The organism is Sphingobium sp. VMM, assembly GCF_056790315.1.
Window position 1 is genome coordinate 23,959 of record NZ_JBXGSI010000027.1, and the last position, 16,406, is coordinate 40,364.

The following is a 16,406-nucleotide window of genomic DNA, read 5'->3' on the forward strand; positions in this document are numbered from 1 at the left end:
TCTGTCCGAGAAGGGCGTCCACCCTGTCAGGAGAACGTGAGCTCGCCGCGCGGCGTACCGTCCGGGAAGGTCGCGTCCAGGCTTTCGCCATAGGACGTGCCCTGCGTCAGTGATTCGAACGAGCCGAGTTCGACGAGCTCGGGCGATTCATAAGACTCCTTTTCCATACTCAACTCCTCATCATCTGCTGAACCATTCAGCGGATATAAATTGATCGTAAGTAAATGTTTAAGTCAAATTCCAATCCATCCGCGGTAACACCTATAGGTATAAACACATATCGCCATGATTTAACTTTGTAGGGCAATGTTTTGCATAAGCTAACATTCAAGGCGTGACTGATGTGTTGTTAGATCCCTCCCGCAAGGCACGGAAAATCGTGGATATCGTGAGGTGCCATGTGGCCCTGTCCGTTCCGCAGATGATCGTTAGCCCCCCTTCTCCGGCGATCGACGCGGACGATTGGGCGGACATCATAATGGTTGGGAAATCCTGTAAACTTCTGCTGCACCTTGGTGCCGGGCTCCGCGCCGCTGGGCAGGATATTCCGGACGCCTTCTCGCGCGAGGAAGATAGGTTCAGGAAGTTGACGCTCGCGATGAACGGCGTGAACATCGCTACAATAACCAATATATCTAAAGCTCTAATCCATGATGATCTGCGATTTATAGTTTTCAAAGGCCCGCTTGCTCAGAGAAGAATTTATGGCGGATACTTTCATCGTCCCTCGTCGGACGTCGATATCCTGATCGATCGCGGTGATCTGCGTCGCTGCACTGCGCTTCTCCAGGAGGCAGGTTATTTCCTGCCCGCGGAATGTGATCGTATCTGGTGGCGTGCCTTTCTGGGAGAGCAGCATTTCTTCTCGCGTTCGCCGAACCAGGCAACGGTCGACGTTCATCACCGGCTCCAGCAGCCGGGGTGTCCGCACCCCATGGACGTGGGCGCGTTTCTGCTTGAGCCGGCGGATCAGGAACTGGGGCAGGTAAAGGTTCCCTGCATATCGCCAATCCACGAGATCCTGCTGGCAAGCCTGAGCTTCGTGAAGTCTTTGACCCAGCATTGCCACGCAGCGGCCTATCTTCTGGACTTCTGTGCCGCAATTGCCGGGCTCGATCATGCGGCCTTGGCGATTTTGCATCAACGGGCGACGGAGCAGAATATCGAGCATAGTCTGCGCATCACCCTGGCCTGTGCGGAAAGCATGTTCGGCTTGGAAGTGCCGGAATTTGCGGAGCCACTGCCGATCTCGGACCTATTTGGCGCGGATTTGTCCCTGGCCGTCTTCACGCCCGATGATCCGTCCATTGCCTGGCCGCGCTTGCGGCATTTGCTGTGGCGGCTATGCGATGACCGGCGAGCCGGCCAGAAACTGGGAACATATATGTGGGTCGGTGGCAGCTTCCTGGCGTCCAAGGCAGCGCGCAAGATACCGGGATGGCCGAAGGAAGATCCCACCATTATCCATGTTGCGCCTGTTGCCGCATCGGGCTGATCGCTCCGCAAAAAAGCATTACACCGTTGCGAACAGATAGTCGGTGTCACTGGCCGCGCGGATCAGGGGAGTGGGTTGGGTCAGCAACCAGCACTCTCCCGCCCGCCAGGTCAGGCCATCGATGTCCCCGCGCCCCCGCAACGGAATGAACCAGGCGAGGCCGCTGTTGGTCACGTGCAGCGCGTCTCCGCCCTGCATATGTGCCAGTCGCGAACCGAAAGGCCCATCATCTAGCAGGACGCCGCTGCAGCCAAGTGGACGATGCAGGGCAACAGCAGGGCGCTGCTCGGTTTGCAGATCTCCGGCGGTCGCCTTCGTCTCAAGGCCGCGAGTGCGGTCATGTCCATCGCGATTGCAGGTCAGGTCGATATTCTGCTGCACTTCGACAAGAGATATGCCGGCGCCAATGGCATATATGGTGCCAGCCGGCACGAAATAGAAATCGCCGGCGCGAGCCGGCCGCCAATCGATGAACTGCGCCCATGCTTCAATTTCCGCCGCATGGTGCTGCAGCGGCTGTTTCAGCGGAACGATCGTGCCGATGCCGATCATCGATGCAGGCTCCGCCTCGAGGATGTACCAGCATTCTTCCTGGCCGGTGGATTCGCGGTGGGCGTGAATATGGGTCGACAATCTAACGCTGGTATAGATGTACCTAACCTGTAGCGGGGGCCTGGTTCCAGACGGAGATCCAAACCACAATTCGCCGATGCGCTTGCCCAATTTGTCGACAGGGTGGTTAGGGACGACGTCCTTTCCCCAGATCTTTTCCACGAAATTTGGCTGAAGCTTAATACTTGGCATCGGGCATGCCTTGCGTTGTACCTTTTCGCAGGGCGATCGATTGCCTCCGAGGTCTCATGCTCGTCTCCCGCAAGGAATGAGTTCATGAGAGTGATTGATTGGCAGCGGATTGAAATCCGTTCGAACACCTAATCGACTGGCAGGATTGCGCAAGACAAGCTTGTCCATTCTTCCAGTTGGCCGCGCCTGTTTGACTGGTCAGGAAGAAGGGCTTTCTGCCGCTAACGGCAACGGTCGTGTCGCGGCATGGCCGTTCATGGCATCGGTCAGCTTGCGACGGACCCAATTGCCTACGGGGCGTTCAAACATCTCGTTAGACAGGCCGGCGACGGCCAAGGACAAGATTGTCGCGATCAGGATCTGCATGGGCATGCTGATGCCCCATGCAGGCCCGGCGAGGCGAACCAATTGAAGGATGGGCATGTGGAGCAGATAGAGCGAGAAGCTATATGCACCCAGTCGGCGCATCAACGGATTGCCCCATAGCATGTCGTTGAACGGATGACGGATTGCTGTGCCCAGAATGACCAAGGCGCAGGCAACGATCTTCAAAGGGTCTGCATAGTAGATGATGTGTTTCGGATCGTTGGTCACGGGCGGGAATACCCATGCGCTGACTGAAGCAGGGGGTGCGATGAGGACCCAGATAAAGGCCGCGGTGAACAGCAGCAGCGGCGGGAATAATCGCGTCATGCGGTCTTCCGGGATCTGTCGGACCAGTACTGCGCAGAGAATTCCGGTCATGAAGATGTGTATCTTAGCCAGGGCAAAGATGCCCGGCAGCCAAGGGCTAGCTGCATAGCAGCCTGCCACGATCAGCCCGATCAGCACATATAGCCAGCCGCGTAGCGGTTGCTTCGCATAGGTGGCGGCCCAGATCGCCGGGAAGAGAAAGTAGAATTGGAACTCCGGCCCGATCGACCAGAAGACCGATACGGTACTGGTGAATGTTCCCTGCCGGACCAGTTCGATCAGTCCGATCGGATAGATGAAATCGGCGTAGACGAAGCGATAGATCAGGAAGGATAGCAGCGAGACACAGGCGTAGAGCGGCACGATGCGGGCTATGCGCGCCGCAGCGTAGGATGCCAACGCATCTCGGTCGGGCGTTCTGGGGAGGTAGAGATGGCCCATGAGAAAGCCGCTGAGCGTGAAGAACAGCAGGACGCCATAATCGCCGGCGCGCGGATGCAGAAGTTCCGGATAGCCGAACGTGCGGAAGTGGCAGAATACGACGAGCAGGGCAGCAAAGCCTCTGATGCCGTCGAGCGCCGGTATATGACGGCCAGGGCTCATGCGGCGTTTCCTTCCATGCGCGTCAGGCGTCCGCGGGCATAACAGAAGCCGTAGACGACCCACATCAGGGCGGCTGTCTTGATTGACAGCAGTGAATTGCTGATGGGCAGGCAAAGTGCGAGGAAGAGCATAATGCCATGTTTTGCCATCCGGTTGCCGGGATCGCGGCCGAAGCTGCTGCAGGCGAGTGCCAACCAGAGCCCGATCGCGATCACGACGGATTGAGCTTGGACGAAATCGGCCCAGCCGGCGTCATCGAACCGGACCCGATCCGCGCGAATGCCCAACAGCTGGTCGAGGTCCATCGATCGCAGTGCATCGAGCCCGACGCTGAGTCGTCCGGGAAGATTGTCTTGGTGCTCCGCCAGAATTCCCAGCGCTTCGCCCCCGACCAATGCGACAAGCAGCAACGGCAGATAGGCGACGCTCCATTGATCTGGAACATAGGCGCTGATCGGCAGATAGAGGCAGAAGAGCAGGATCACGCTGAGCGCAAGCCTGCCATCGCACGTGACCAGCAGCACCGCCGTCGAAACCAGCATGAATAGTCGCGGACCGTTCGATAGAGACCGCCACATGGCCGCCGTGAAGATGGTGCCGACGATCGCCCAGTTGCCGAGCGATACAGGTTCCAGAAACAGCGATGATCCGCGATGCAGGCCAAGGCCATCGAGCAGCATGCGGCCGCCGGGACGTTCCGAACTGAGAAACAGGTCGCCGCCGGCCCAGAAGGCATCCGCGTCATAGCCACGGGTCTGCACATAATAGTCGATCACGCGAAAGGTCGAACCAAAGCCGCCAGGGCTCGCCAGCTCCCACAGGCCGACCAACATGATCAGCAATTGCAATGACAACACTGTCTGACGCAGCAACGCGCCTTCAATCCGGGTTCCAAGCAGAATGAAGGCCGGGATCAACAATATGTCGCCCAGGATCTTGGGTTCGAAATATCCCTTGATCGCGCTCGTCAGCAGCGCCGAAAGGACCATGATCCAGGTCAGCGCCAGCCACCGAAAACTATGTTGGACCGGTTGCATGGTCCCGACCAGCAGCGCGGTCAGAACGATGCTACCCTGCGCGGCAGACACGATGCCGGCGGTCATCGGGAATAGATGCGCGTTGACCCAGGCCAGGGCCGGATTGAAGAGTACCGTGGCGACAAGTAGTCCAGCGGCGACATAGTTGATGAGCCTGTCATGGATCAGGCTGCGTCGATGCACCGCGTCGCGCCGCGCGCGAGCCGGCAGAGAAAGGGCAATCTCAGCCAAGAGAAGCCTCGACGAGCCTGGCGGCAACATCGCTCCAATCCTTGCTCGCCACCGGGCGGCGGCCAGCGTTCAGTGCCCGATCAAAAGCCTCGACCATTTCCTGCGGGTGATCAGGCCGGTAACCAAAGCGCAGGGCATGGTCGCCAACGGCGAAATCGGGGCAAACGGCGGGCAGGCCGATTGCCTTATATTGCAGGAGTTTGAGGCTGGAATCGGCGAGATAGGCGGCGGCAGCCGCGCGCTGATAGGCCGCGATCCCGACATCGGCATGCTGGAGATAGGGCAGCGTTTGCGCAAAAGGCATCTCGTCATGCTGGATCACATTGGTCGGAAAGACACTCTTGGGCGATCCGATGGTGTGGAAGGTGAATTCCGGGCGTGCCAGCGCGAGGGTGCGGATCGCCCCGGCATCGAACAGCATCGATCCGACTGTGACTGCGTTGCGCTTGGTCGCGTAGGGACTGTCTGTTGCCTGATTGAGCAAAGCAGTATCGACGCCATGCGGAATGAATAATTTGGGGCAGCTGAAGGCCTCGAAATGCGGGAGCATGGAGCGAGCGACGACCACGATCAGGTCGATATCGGCCTCCGATTGCCAAAGCATGTCTTCAATGCATTCAGGCACGCCGGCGGTGGATAGAAGATCCGTGGCCCGATAGACGATCCGCGCCGAGGGTGCGACGGCGCGGATGCGCTTCAGCAATACCGGCGCAATGCCGGATTCGACGATGATGATGTCCGCCGCGCCTGCCGCTTCGTCCAGCGCGGTGCAGCGGTTTCTGGCCCATTTGCTGTAAAGCCAAGATTCCACCTTGCCTGAGACCGGCAACTTCACCGGATGCCATGCGCTGCGCCACAGATAGGCTTGCAGCCCATCCACCTGTTCCCAGGCATTGGCGCGATCAAACAGATCGGCCCGGCTGTCGCCACGCAGGCGCGACAGCCAGCTGTAGCCGATCGACATGAAGGTCACCTGATGGCCCTGTTGCGCCATATGGCGCGCCACGAAATGCACGCTCGCGCGGCGCCGGGTCCGATAGTCATGGCGCGAGATGATGAGGACGCGGTGTCCTTCGGCGTGAACCGGCTGTGGCTTTGCGGCGGATTGTCCGATCATGAACGGGCCTCCGTGCTGGCAAGGATCTCGTCATAATAGTCTTCCAGGGCGGCTACGCGGTTGCGGAGGTCGAACTTGGCGGCCACATGGGACCGGCCGGCTCGGCCAAAATCGCCGCACAGGTCCGGCGCGCCGAGAAGCGTTTGCAAATGGTCGGCAAAGTCGTGGCTGTTGCGCGATCGTGCGAGCAACCCGGTCATGCCGGGTTTGATCGCTTCGCGCATCGGGCCATCGTCAAACGCGATCACCGCCATGCCCATCGCCTGCGCTTCCATCAGCACGATAGGAAGCCCCTCGGAATCGCCGTTTGCCGCGCGCACGCTCGGCATCGCGAAGATGCGGTGACGGGCCATGGCCGCGAAGACCTCCGCGCGAGATCGTGCGCCCAGGAAATGCGGCTGGATGCCAAGCCGGTGGGCCTGGGCGACCAGGGCGGGCATCAGGGGGCCGTCGCCGATAATGGTGAGCGGTTCGCTTCGGACGCGTTCTGGCAGTTTCGCCCAGGCGTCGAGCAGGAAATTGACCCCCTTCTTTTCGACCAGACGGCCGACGAAGAGGGCGCCCCGGCGGCCATGGGCGGCAGTTGGCGGCGGCAGGCTGGACGTGTCGATACCCAGCGGAATGACGCGCAGCTTGTGGTCGGGATAACCTGCGTCGAGCAGGCACTGCTTGATCCACTGGGATACGCAGATGATCCCATGGGCGTAACGCAGAAGGAAGGGCTTGAGCATCAGATACCAAAGTCCCTCGGTCCGGCGCGCATGTTCGCGCGCGGTCACCGTTGCATCATAGCCATGGGCGGTGACGACCAGTGGGATGTTCCGTCGCGCGGCAAGGGACAGGATGTTCGCCCCATCCTGCAGGAAATGCGCGTGGATCAATCGCGTCGAGGGAGCCGACAAGACATCGCCGACATGGCGATATCGGCCGGTAAGCCGATTATAGACTTTTTCATATTTGCCCGCCTGGGCGCGATGCAACAGATGGGGAGTGTGACCGTTAATAGAGTATCCGTTCAATATGTTCTCAGTTATTATGATCGGATTATATCTATTAAGACCCTGTATGTGATCTGATATGAAGGTTTCAGAAAGAGGAAGGAAGCCTCTTCTGTATATTGCAACGTTGGGTGTGCCAGATAATTCCACTAGGTGAAATTCCTCAATTCGTTGCGGTTTCATCGATTGGTATATCGAAGCTTATTATCGCTTTCGAGTAAGGCATAACACCTATGCAAAGTCCCGTGACGGCTCCTGCTTCTCCCCTTGTCAGTGTCGTGATTGCGGCGTTCAACGCCGAGGACAGCCTGGATCGCGCGGTGCAATCTGCGCTTGCGCAGAAACTCCCGGTGGAGGTGATCATCGTCGATGACGCGTCCGGCGACCAAACCGTGGCAATCGCCGAGCGTTTGATGGACCAGGACCCACGGGTGCGACTGGTGCTAAGCGAGGCCAATGGTGGCCCTTCGGTCGCGCGGAATCTGGGGATTGGGGCCGCGCGGGGCGAATGGATCGCGATACTGGACGCCGATGATGCGTTCGCACCGGGCAGGCTGGTTCATCTGACCGCGCTCGGCGATCGGCATGACGCGGACTTGGTCGCGGACAATCTGTTTTTCTATGATTGGCACGCCGGAACAGTCGTCGGCACGGCATTGTCGCGGACAGCGCAGCCGATCCGGCATATCCGACCGGCCGAATTCGTCCGCAACGCGATCACCGGACGCTCGCCGTTCGATTTCGGCCAGCTCAAGCCGATATTTCGTCGCCGTTTCCTGACGACCCGTTGCCTGCGCTACCCGCCCCAGTTGCGGCACGGCGAAGATTTCGCCTTCATCATCGATTGCCTGCTGGCGGACGGTCGCTTCATTCTAAGTGCAGAGCCGCATTATCTGTTCACTCAGCGGCAGGGCTCCATTTCGGATCAGGGATCGGGGCAATCCCGGACATTATTGAACCTGGATGCAATGCGCGCCCATAGTCTTGCCATGCTGGATCTGCCCCGCGTTCGCGATGATCGTGTTCTGTCACGGTTGTTAGCCCGTCGCGCCAGCGCCATTAGGCAGCAGCATAGCTGGAACCGCGTCTATCCGCATCTTCGCGCACGCAAGCCGATGGCATTGCTGGAGGCGATGATGACGGACTGGAGCAACTGGCCCATGCTGGGACGCCATCTGATCCGTCGCTGGCATCATCGCGCGCAGATGGCGCGGATCGCTCAGCCCGATCGCACCAGCTTGTCGAACTCGACGCTGAGCTGATCGACACGGCTTGCAAAGATCCGATCGTCGCTCAGAAATCCCGTCTCGCTCTTCAATTGTTCAAGTGCGGAGGCGATGCGGCTGTGTTGCCGTCGGTTCCATGTGGCGATACGCCGCGCGACCGTGGGTGGTTGTGGCAGACGCCGCGGCAGGGCGAGCAGATGATGTTTCAGTTTGGGCCGCACGGACATCCACCAGCCGCGCTGTTCGCGACGGGTCATCTGCCTTTGATGCGCAAGCGCGCCTTCTGCATCAGGATGCGCAAGTCGATAATGTTCACCGACCAGACGCCGGACTCCGTCGCGATAGGCAGTGTCCAACGTCGCGGTAGGCAATATTCGCGGCTCATAGGGCAAGTTGAGGGAAAGTGACCAGTCGAGCCATTTGAAGCTGTTGATCCTTCCCGAACTGGAGACCGGAATCCAGGGAACGCGCAGCGTATCGGCGATGATCGCTGCGTGCATCGAATCGGCGATCACCAGACGTGACCGGCGGATTTCGTCGATGACCTGATGCGCGCATTGCCGTGGGTCCACCAGCTTTACGTCGGCGGTAGCGCAGGCCGCAGCCCAGTCGCCTTCATCCATCGCCTCGTAGTGGGGAATGAAGATGGGCCGGCCGTGCTCAGCTTCGGGTAGGGGCTTGAGCCGATCCAGCGTGGAAAGCAGCAGCGCGCCATCGGCAATCGCCCGATCCGGGCGGTTGAGGACGCGCGCCGTGAGCGGGCCGCGTAACGCCACCACATCCCAGCGATCGGTCGAGAAATCCTCGGGCACAGGCCTATAGCCCAAGCCGCTCGAGAAAATTCTGATCCGCGATGCGGGCGGCATCTGATTGCCGATGATCGTGCCGATGCCGCAGAACAGCGTATCGGCTTCGTCGGACCAACGGCCGGGAGCAAGCTCCTCCCAAAGCCAGCCGTTGAGGTCGTCGCCAAAATTCCCTTCCTTGGCGCGATAATAGAAGAGTTTCATGTTATGGCCTCGTCCAGGCGGGGGCTGTGCCAGCGCATCTTTCGAATGATGATGTCGCGCCATAATGGCAGCAGCGAGACGTTCATGAGCCGATAGGCATCCAGGATGATGCGACGCTGCTCACCATTTTTCAGGCCCTGATAGACACGGGGGTGAAGCAGGATCGCCGCCATCTCTCGGCGCAAGATCATGATGCGCTGGTCGGTCAGGCGCGCGGCAGCGGCGCTGATGCCCGGCGTGATCTTCATCAATCGATTGGCGAGTACCATCGACATGAGGCGGCGCAGATTTTTGGCACCAAGGCGCTCATGCGCATCGCGATAAAGATTGATACCTTCTCCCCGCTGGGCCTTGGCCAGCTTGGAGAAGCAGATCCCCTCAACGCTGTGCGCCAGCCGCACCCACATCAGCCAGTCTTCGCCGGCATAGCGAAGCCGTTCCTCGAACCGGAGATCGCTCATCGCCCTGCGGCGCAGGATCACGGCGGATGTCTGGCATAGATATTCCTGCACCATGAATTGCCCCGCGCGGTCGGGCTGCAGGCGATAGATTTGCCCGCCCAGAGGCAGGGGTTCGAACGCATCCTCATTGGCGCCCTGCGCAAAAAGTGTCAGCGAAGCGAACAGGCTGGACGGCGGCATGGCGCTGTCGCAGAAATAGAAATCATTCCCAAGTTCGAGCGCGCCGACGCCCTGTTGCAGATGGTCTGGCGCCCAACTGTCATCGGAGTCCAGGAAGGCGACATAGTCGATGTCGGGTCCGATCTGATCAAGTCCGTGATTGCGCGCAGCAGCGGGGCCGGCGTTCGATTGCTGCACGGTCCGGAGCTTCAGCCAGGGTGGCAATTCCATGTCTGCCAGTTCGTCCAGCGCAGGAATGGGCGAACTATCGTCGATTATCAGGAGTTCCACCTCGGTGGGCGCGGTGAACGTTTGCGCAACGATCGAGCGGATGGCCTGCTGCAGGATACCCCGCTCACGCTGGAAGTAAGGGATAATGACCGCGATCCGACGCAGCGCTTTTGGGTTCGGCGGCACGAGATCAGGCGGCATCGGCGTTGCGGACAGTGTGGGAGTGGGGCGATGGCGGCGGGATCGGCCCGTCCGAGTAGCCACCCCTGGCGTCACGGATGGCATTCATGAGGAAGGTGACATTGCCGCGCAAATAGCGGTCTGCCAGTCGGGTCGGTTCGTTCATGAGCCGGAATATCCATTCCATGCGCATGCGGCGCAGCCAGCCAGGCGCGCGCGGGACATGGCCGGCGGTGAAATCGAGCAGGGCGCCCGCGCACAATATGGGGCGGCCGATATGGGATGCCCATTTGGCCGCCCACAATTCCTGGCGGGGGTTCCCCATGGCTGCGATTACCAGATCCGCGCCGCTTTCCCGAATATGGCGGCTCAGATGCTCCTCCTCTTGCGGGTCGAAGAAGCCATGGAGGGTGCCGACTATGCGAATATGGGGATGACGCTCTTCCAGAATGGCGGCTGCACGTTCCGCGATGCCGGGGGCTGCGCCTACCAGAAATAGCCGGAGGCGGTCCGGGTAGCTCTTCAGCAACTGGGGAATGAAGTCCGTGCCGTTCAGATTGTGCGGGAAGGAGTCCCCGTAGCGGAGGCGGCTTGCGATATCGACGCCGACGCCGTCATTAAGGACCAGCGCGTCATTCAGCGCGGCTGCGACCCCTTCGACCCGTCGTGCCTGGTTGATCAGATGGGCATTGCCGAATGCTACCACGCGCGGCGCCTGGTCCCTGATGAGGCCCGAAACTGCTTTCAGCGCGTCGCTCTCCGAAAGAACGGCAAGGCGAAGCGGCCCAATCTGGCGGGTCTGACGTCCCAGAATATGTTCGTAGATGGCCGAGATCCTGGCGCTCACACCCGGCCAGCCATAAGCCAGCAGACCTGCGGCAGTGGTCGGGGAGGGCGAGCGTTGCTGCGCCTTGCGAATGTCCTGCAGGGTGCGGGCAGCGGACAACGGATCGGTGAAATCGATCAGGCTGCCGGTATCGAGCTTGACGCAGGAGCGACGATGCGCCGGAATGTCGCTGACGACCGGATATAGTCCGGCGGACACCCCCTCGATCAGGGAAATACCGAAACCTTCATAGGCGCTGGGCGATGCGAAGATGGTACTCCGGGCAATCAGTGCCTGCAGGGCCTCGTCGCTGGGGCTATCATGAAATTCCACCAGATCGCCCAAGCCGAGTTGTTCGACGATCTGTTGCAGATCGGCGAAGGTGACACCCATCGGCTTTCCCGCGATGATCAGCCGGGCCTTGCGGTCCAGCCGGTGCAGATGCGCAAACCAGCGGATCAACAGGTCGATCCGCTTGTTCGGCGCGATCCGGCCGAAATAGATGAAGCGATGCTCGGCGGAAGGCGATTGCGCAAGACCGGCGAACTTGACCGTGTCCACGCCGTTTTCGACCAAGGTAAGTGCGCGACGATTGACCTTGGCGAACGTCTCATAGTCCGCTTCGCTGCAGGCAATGATCGCCCGATATCCAGCCAGTGAAAGGCGGGTCATGCTGTGAAAGTAGAATTGCTTCAATCGACGGGCATAGCCGGTATGAAAGAAGCCGCCATGCGTGGACAGGACCAGCGGTTTGCGGTGCAGCAGCCGGGTCAGTGCCAGATAGTCGGCGAAGAAATCGACGGCGTGGACATGGACGATGTCGCAATCGTCCAGATGGTGCAGCACGGATGGTGCGAGCGGATAGCGACGTCCACCCCGATAGGGTATCCGGACCACCTCTACATCGTCGATGATTTCGCATCGCGGCAAGGGTGCGTCGTCGCCGTCGAAGATGCGGTCCAGGGTGATCATCCTGACCTGGTGCCCGGCGCGAGCCTGTTCGCGGCACAGATTTCTGGTGAAGCTTTCCAGCCCGCCGAGTCCGGGATGATATTGTCGGGAAATATGGGCGATTTTCATATCAGACCCCCTTGGTGCCGACGATCGCTGACCGCTAGATCAGCATGATGGTGCCGATCAGCACCGTGTTCAGCATGGTCATCTTGTTGATCACGGCCTTGAGCTCGCTGGTGGATGTCTGATCGCGCTGGACCGCAACGATCGCGCAATCGGCGCTGCCTGCCGCATGAGCGAGATCGTCGATATGGCTGGCGTCGACCAGGCACAGATCGAAGTGAGCCGTCAGCGACGACAGGCGTTGCGACAGTGGCGCAAGCGGACTGCCGTCGATGGCGCAGCCATCCTGCTGGGGCGCGGCCATGACGAACAACGACCGGATACTGCTCGGCTGGACCAGCTGAAATGGCTCATCCATGTCGTCCGGCGAGCCGGTCCGCGCATTCATGCCAAGCAAGCGATGTTGGACGAAGCCAGAATGCTCCATGTCGACGACCAAGGTGCGCAGACCGCTCAGGGCTGCCGATACGGCGATATTTGCCGTCAATATGGCCGCCTGCTCGCTCGCCTCGATTGCGATGATCGCGATAGAGCCGGGCGCGCGACCGTCGGGATGGCGCATTGCAGACAGGGTCGACTGGATGTCCCGCGCTTGTTCCGCCAGCATTGCGCTGGGAGCGTGGATCACCGCGATCGCGGGATCGACATTGGCGTGGACAGTCGCCGTTTCCTCGCGCGTATCGCCATCGTAAGTCGGCGGCAGGCCGGGATAGACATCCTCTACCGGTTCAGTCGAGCGAAGCCTCATGACCAATTGCCTCCTTCGATACGGAGTTGCCTGCCGTTGACGCGCAGGTCTGCCTGACCAAGCAACGGCACGCCGGTAAGATAGGTGACGGTGTTACGGCTGCGGATGCGCGGGCTGAGCCATTCGGCTAGGATGACCGAGCCGATTGCGAGCATGAGAGCCACCATCGTCATCATCAGGAACCGCACGCCGATATTGGGCGCGTTGGGGATCATCGGCGGTTCTGCAATGTCGAGCCGCACGATGTTGAGCGACGGAGCCGTGCTGGTGGCATGCAACTGCGAGAATTGTTCGGTCTGCGCCTCATATTCCTTGCGCGCCGATTCCACATTGCTTTCCAGCACGGCGAGCTTGCCGCGATCGGCCGCGAGCGACAGCATACGCCCGCGATGCTGGTCGAGCAGGGCCTGCATCGTGCCCTGATTGGCCGATGCCGCCGAACTGGCCGCCGCCAGCGTGCCTGACATCTTGCCGGTTTCCTGGGCCAGACTGTCCTGCATCTGGCGCAACTGCTGCTGGGCGGCACGCATCGTCGCATGATTGGGGCCGAGTTCGGCAGCCATCTGGCTGATTTCCGCCGATTTGGCTGCGATCTGCGCCCTTAGCCCCTGGATCAGCCCGCTCGATTGAATGTCGGGCATATTGGCGCCGCCCGCCGCGCGCGACCGGGCCTCCGCAGCAACGGCTTCGGCCGACGACAGTTTCGACGACAATTCGCTGAGGCGCGTGCTTTCCGCATCGATGGCGCCGGTGGCGACAATGCCATGGGCGCGCTGGAAATCGGCAAGCCGTGCCTGCGCCTCTTCCATTCGCTGTTCGGACGCGGCGATCTGTTTCTTGTACCAGGCAGCAAAGCGCTGGGCGAATTCGTTGCTGATACCCAGGCGCGCATCATTGAAGGCCTGGGCGAAACTGTTGGCCATCAACGCCGAACGCTGTGGATCGAGGCTGCGGTAGGAGACGTCGATCGTATTGCCGGTCGCGCTGGGCGAAACCTGCAAACCCGACTGGACGCTGCGGCTGATCCAGCCTTCGAAACTCTGGTTGCCGTTCGTCTGCTCCTGCCAACGTGCACGCATCGCCGGATTTTTGAAAAGGCCAAGCCGCTCGGCCACCTTGCGGGCGATCACCTCGCTCTGCAGGATTCTGGACTCCGTCGCGAGCATGGATTCGCCGGTCGCCTCGTTCGATTTGCCGCCGGTCGGGTCCGGTGCCCGGTTGTCGAACAACAAGGTGGCGGTCGCGCGATATTCGCGTGGCGTGATCGCAATCCACAGGACCGTCAGCGCCATGACGCAGCAGAAGATGGCGGCTGCCATCCTCCAGCGCTGCAGGATGGCTCGCGTTATGTCGAACATGTACATCCTATCGGTCCCTTACGATGCAGCGCTTTGGCGCTGCCCTTCTACAAGGCTGACGACACGCCGGGTCAGGTGGTCGCCGTGGCGGCTGGCAGACAACATGCCGAGCAGGAATTGGGGGGCGAGGCTGTCCCGGAACATGAGGGCGGTGCTGCCCGGCCGGGCGTGCATGGCGCGGCGCAGGATTTCCAGGACCGGACCGTCGCGGTCGATATGCGACGCCTGCTGTTCCGGTGCGAGTCCGGGAGGAACGATCGCGGCGCGGACGAGCTGCTCGATCACCGGCCAATGGCCAGCGCCCAGATCGATGGCCTCGTGGAACAGCGCAGCATCTGTCGGATTGGTGATCGTCCAGTCGTCGACCGCGCGCATCATCCCCGCGAGCGTTGCCGGCATTTCGACCACTGTCTTGCGCTGCCTGAGGGTTTCCAGGCAGGCCAGCGCGCAGAACAGGCGGACATGATAGGGGGAGCCGCATGCGACATGGGCAATTGTCTCGCGCGCGGCATCGCTGAAGTTGAGGCCGGCCTGGGCGGCGCCGCGATCGATCAGGTCGAACACGGCGGCCGTGTCGATCCGCACGATGGGAACGGCTGTCATGTGCCGTCGCAGCGATTCATGGCCTTCGATGAGTTGGCTCAATCCGGACGCGATGCCGACCGCCAGAATATGAACCGGCAGGGCCGCGTCGGAGAGCAGCTTCATGGTGCGCGACAATTCGCCAAGAACAGCCGGATCGATGATACGGTCGAACTCGTCGAGGATGAAGATGAATTTTCGCTGCCCATGTTCGGCGAGTGCTTCCACGACATCGCGCGGTCCAACGACGATCGGCGCATCTGTTGCGGGTGAGCGCGGCAGGTTTCCGCGGGCGGCATCGAGGAACGGCGAGATCAGGCTGGTGAAATCCTGCCCAGGCTCGCATGCCATGTAGAAGACCAGATAGCCGCGATTGTCGGCAACATTGGCGAAGACGCGCGCTAGCGAGGTCTTGCCTGTCCCACGGCCGCCAAAGATCATCGCATGATTGCCGCGGTCCAGCACCCCCTCCACCAGCAGATCCATCTCCTGCTGCCGGCCATGAAGATGGCGGGCGGCCGTGACGGGCTGGGTCGCATTGAACCCCTTGCGTATCGCTGATCGGACAGCGTCAGCGGACATGGCTGCATTTGTAGACGGCGTGACGGATGCAGCACCGGCCGATTGCGCATTTTGAGGCACGCCGCCCGTAGCTCGAGAACGCCGGCCAGGCGTTTCTCGGCGACGCTCGGGCTCGGGCGTTCGTCGGAGCCAACGGGCAATTCTGGTGAAGATATTCACGCAATGCCTCCTGTCAGGATACCGGATCGCATCTCAGAAGGTCCGCTCGTTGACGGTGTAGACGTCACCAGGCTTGACCAGCAAATCGAGGCTGGCCTTCTTGATGATCTCCGTGCCACGGTGCAGCGTGATCTTCTTTTCCGATCCGCCCAAAGTCGGCCCGCCGGCCTGGGCCAGCATCTGGCGCAGGGTCATGCCGGTTTCGAAGGCGACGCGGCCGGGCTTGTTCACCTGGCCGTAGATGAATACCTCCTCTGCCTTCGGCACGAAGATGGAATCGCCTGCGCGCAGGAACTGACCGGTCCCGCTTTGCGGGTCGAGATCGCTGAGCGCAATCCGGCGATCCGCTTCTCCCGTTCGTTGCAGGATCGCATAGTCCGCCGCGTCCGCGCGGGCGCCGCCGGTGCGCGCCAGCATCATCGCGATCGTCTGAGGCCGATCCAGGGGGTAGAGCCCAGGGTTCTGGAGGTTGCCGAACATCGTGACCGATCGACTGACGAAGCTCACGACTTCGACATTGACGATCGGATCGACGAAATATCCGCCGGTCTGCAATTGCCGGCGGATATTGTTTGCAAGGGCGTTGGTCGTGGATCCCTCCGCAACCACGTCGCCGATGCTCGGCAGGGTGATGCGCCCATCTTCCTTGATCCGCGTTTTGACCTCGATCGGATAGGCGCCGAATATCGAGACGCGTATCTCGTCATTGGCACCCAGGACATAGGCGGCGACCGCTTCCTTGTTGTCGACGCCGGCCAATACGGGATTGGCGAGCGCGGCCAGAAGAAGGGAACTGCACAGGTTTCGCATCGCACGGGGTAAGAACATG

The 16,406-nt window shown here is 60.8% G+C and carries 15 protein-coding genes; 2 read left to right on the forward strand and 13 right to left on the reverse strand.

Translation table 11 applies throughout. From position 1 onward, the window contains the following. Positions 1–26: 26 nt before the first annotated feature. The gene (locus tag ACUCV3_RS24650; RefSeq protein WP_004212599.1) at positions 27–167 is read right to left on the reverse strand and encodes a lasso RiPP family leader peptide-containing protein; all 141 of its coding nucleotides are present in this window, start codon (positions 165–167) and stop codon (positions 27–29) included. A 167-nt stretch (positions 168–334) separates the two neighbouring features. Between ACUCV3_RS24650 and ACUCV3_RS24655 the strand changes: the two genes are divergently transcribed. Continuing rightward, positions 335–1,495 carry a nucleotidyltransferase family protein gene (locus tag ACUCV3_RS24655; protein ID WP_279729524.1) on the forward strand — a complete coding sequence of 387 codons (1,161 nt, stop codon included), beginning with the start codon at positions 335–337 and terminating at the stop codon, positions 1,493–1,495. Positions 1,496–1,513: 18 nt separating this feature from the next. Here ACUCV3_RS24655 and ACUCV3_RS24660 read toward each other — a convergent pair whose 3' ends face one another. From ACUCV3_RS24660 to ACUCV3_RS24680, 5 genes are all read right to left on the reverse strand, one after another. Then, entirely contained in the window at positions 1,514–2,299 is a 786-nt protein-coding gene (locus ACUCV3_RS24660) for a class I mannose-6-phosphate isomerase (RefSeq protein ID WP_482241283.1), read from the reverse strand. 198 nt (positions 2,300–2,497) lie between these two features. Then, positions 2,498–3,595 (reverse strand): acyltransferase family protein, encoded by a 1,098-nt coding sequence (locus tag ACUCV3_RS24665; protein ID WP_048936484.1) that lies wholly within the window; start codon positions 3,593–3,595, stop codon positions 2,498–2,500. After that, positions 3,592–4,893 carry a polysaccharide biosynthesis protein GumE gene (locus ACUCV3_RS24670; protein WP_482241284.1) on the reverse strand — a complete coding sequence of 434 codons (1,302 nt, stop codon included), beginning with the start codon at positions 4,891–4,893 and terminating at the stop codon, positions 3,592–3,594. Before ACUCV3_RS24670 ends, ACUCV3_RS24665 begins: the two co-directional genes overlap by 4 nt. Then, positions 4,856–5,980 (reverse strand): GumK N-terminal domain-containing glycosyltransferase, encoded by a 1,125-nt coding sequence (locus tag ACUCV3_RS24675; protein WP_279729528.1) that lies wholly within the window; start codon positions 5,978–5,980, stop codon positions 4,856–4,858. The genes ACUCV3_RS24670 and ACUCV3_RS24675 overlap by 38 nt, the downstream gene beginning before the upstream one ends. Continuing rightward, entirely contained in the window at positions 5,977–6,999 is a 1,023-nt protein-coding gene (locus ACUCV3_RS24680) for a glycosyltransferase (protein WP_279776266.1), read from the reverse strand. Before ACUCV3_RS24680 ends, ACUCV3_RS24675 begins: the two co-directional genes overlap by 4 nt. Positions 7,000–7,223: 224 nt before the next feature. Here ACUCV3_RS24680 and ACUCV3_RS24685 point away from each other — a divergent pair, with 224 nt between their 5' ends. Further along, a complete protein-coding gene (locus ACUCV3_RS24685) occupies positions 7,224–8,240 on the forward strand; it encodes a glycosyltransferase family 2 protein (protein ID WP_279729530.1) in 1,017 nt (338 codons plus the stop codon). On the opposite strand, the gene ACUCV3_RS24690 is transcribed toward ACUCV3_RS24685, so the two are convergent. The 7 genes from ACUCV3_RS24690 to ACUCV3_RS24720 form a co-directional block, all read right to left on the reverse strand. Beyond that, positions 8,198–9,214, reverse strand: coding sequence for a polysaccharide pyruvyl transferase family protein (locus tag ACUCV3_RS24690; protein WP_048936479.1), 1,017 nt, complete (start codon positions 9,212–9,214; stop codon positions 8,198–8,200). The genes ACUCV3_RS24685 and ACUCV3_RS24690 overlap by 43 nt on opposite strands. Continuing rightward, the gene (locus ACUCV3_RS24695; protein ID WP_048936478.1) at positions 9,211–10,266 is read right to left on the reverse strand and encodes a glycosyltransferase family A protein; all 1,056 of its coding nucleotides are present in this window, start codon (positions 10,264–10,266) and stop codon (positions 9,211–9,213) included. Before ACUCV3_RS24695 ends, ACUCV3_RS24690 begins: the two co-directional genes overlap by 4 nt. Continuing rightward, a complete protein-coding gene (locus ACUCV3_RS24700) occupies positions 10,256–12,151 on the reverse strand; it encodes a WecB/TagA/CpsF family glycosyltransferase (RefSeq protein WP_048936477.1) in 1,896 nt (631 codons plus the stop codon). The genes ACUCV3_RS24695 and ACUCV3_RS24700 overlap by 11 nt, the downstream gene beginning before the upstream one ends. 34 nt (positions 12,152–12,185) lie before the next feature. Then, complete coding sequence (locus ACUCV3_RS24705) at positions 12,186–12,896, reverse strand: P-loop NTPase family protein (protein WP_125988848.1); 711 nt, start codon at positions 12,894–12,896, stop codon at positions 12,186–12,188. Then, positions 12,893–14,254, reverse strand: a complete 1,362-nt coding sequence (locus ACUCV3_RS24710; RefSeq protein ID WP_279729531.1) for an exopolysaccharide biosynthesis protein — start codon at positions 14,252–14,254, stop codon at positions 12,893–12,895. The genes ACUCV3_RS24705 and ACUCV3_RS24710 overlap by 4 nt, the downstream gene beginning before the upstream one ends. A gap of 18 nt (positions 14,255–14,272) precedes the next feature. After that, a complete protein-coding gene (locus tag ACUCV3_RS24715) occupies positions 14,273–15,418 on the reverse strand; it encodes an AAA family ATPase (protein ID WP_048936475.1) in 1,146 nt (381 codons plus the stop codon). A gap of 192 nt (positions 15,419–15,610) precedes the next feature. Further along, positions 15,611–16,405 (reverse strand): polysaccharide biosynthesis/export family protein, encoded by a 795-nt coding sequence (locus ACUCV3_RS24720; protein WP_482241285.1) that lies wholly within the window; start codon positions 16,403–16,405, stop codon positions 15,611–15,613. Position 16,406: the final 1 nt, after the last annotated feature.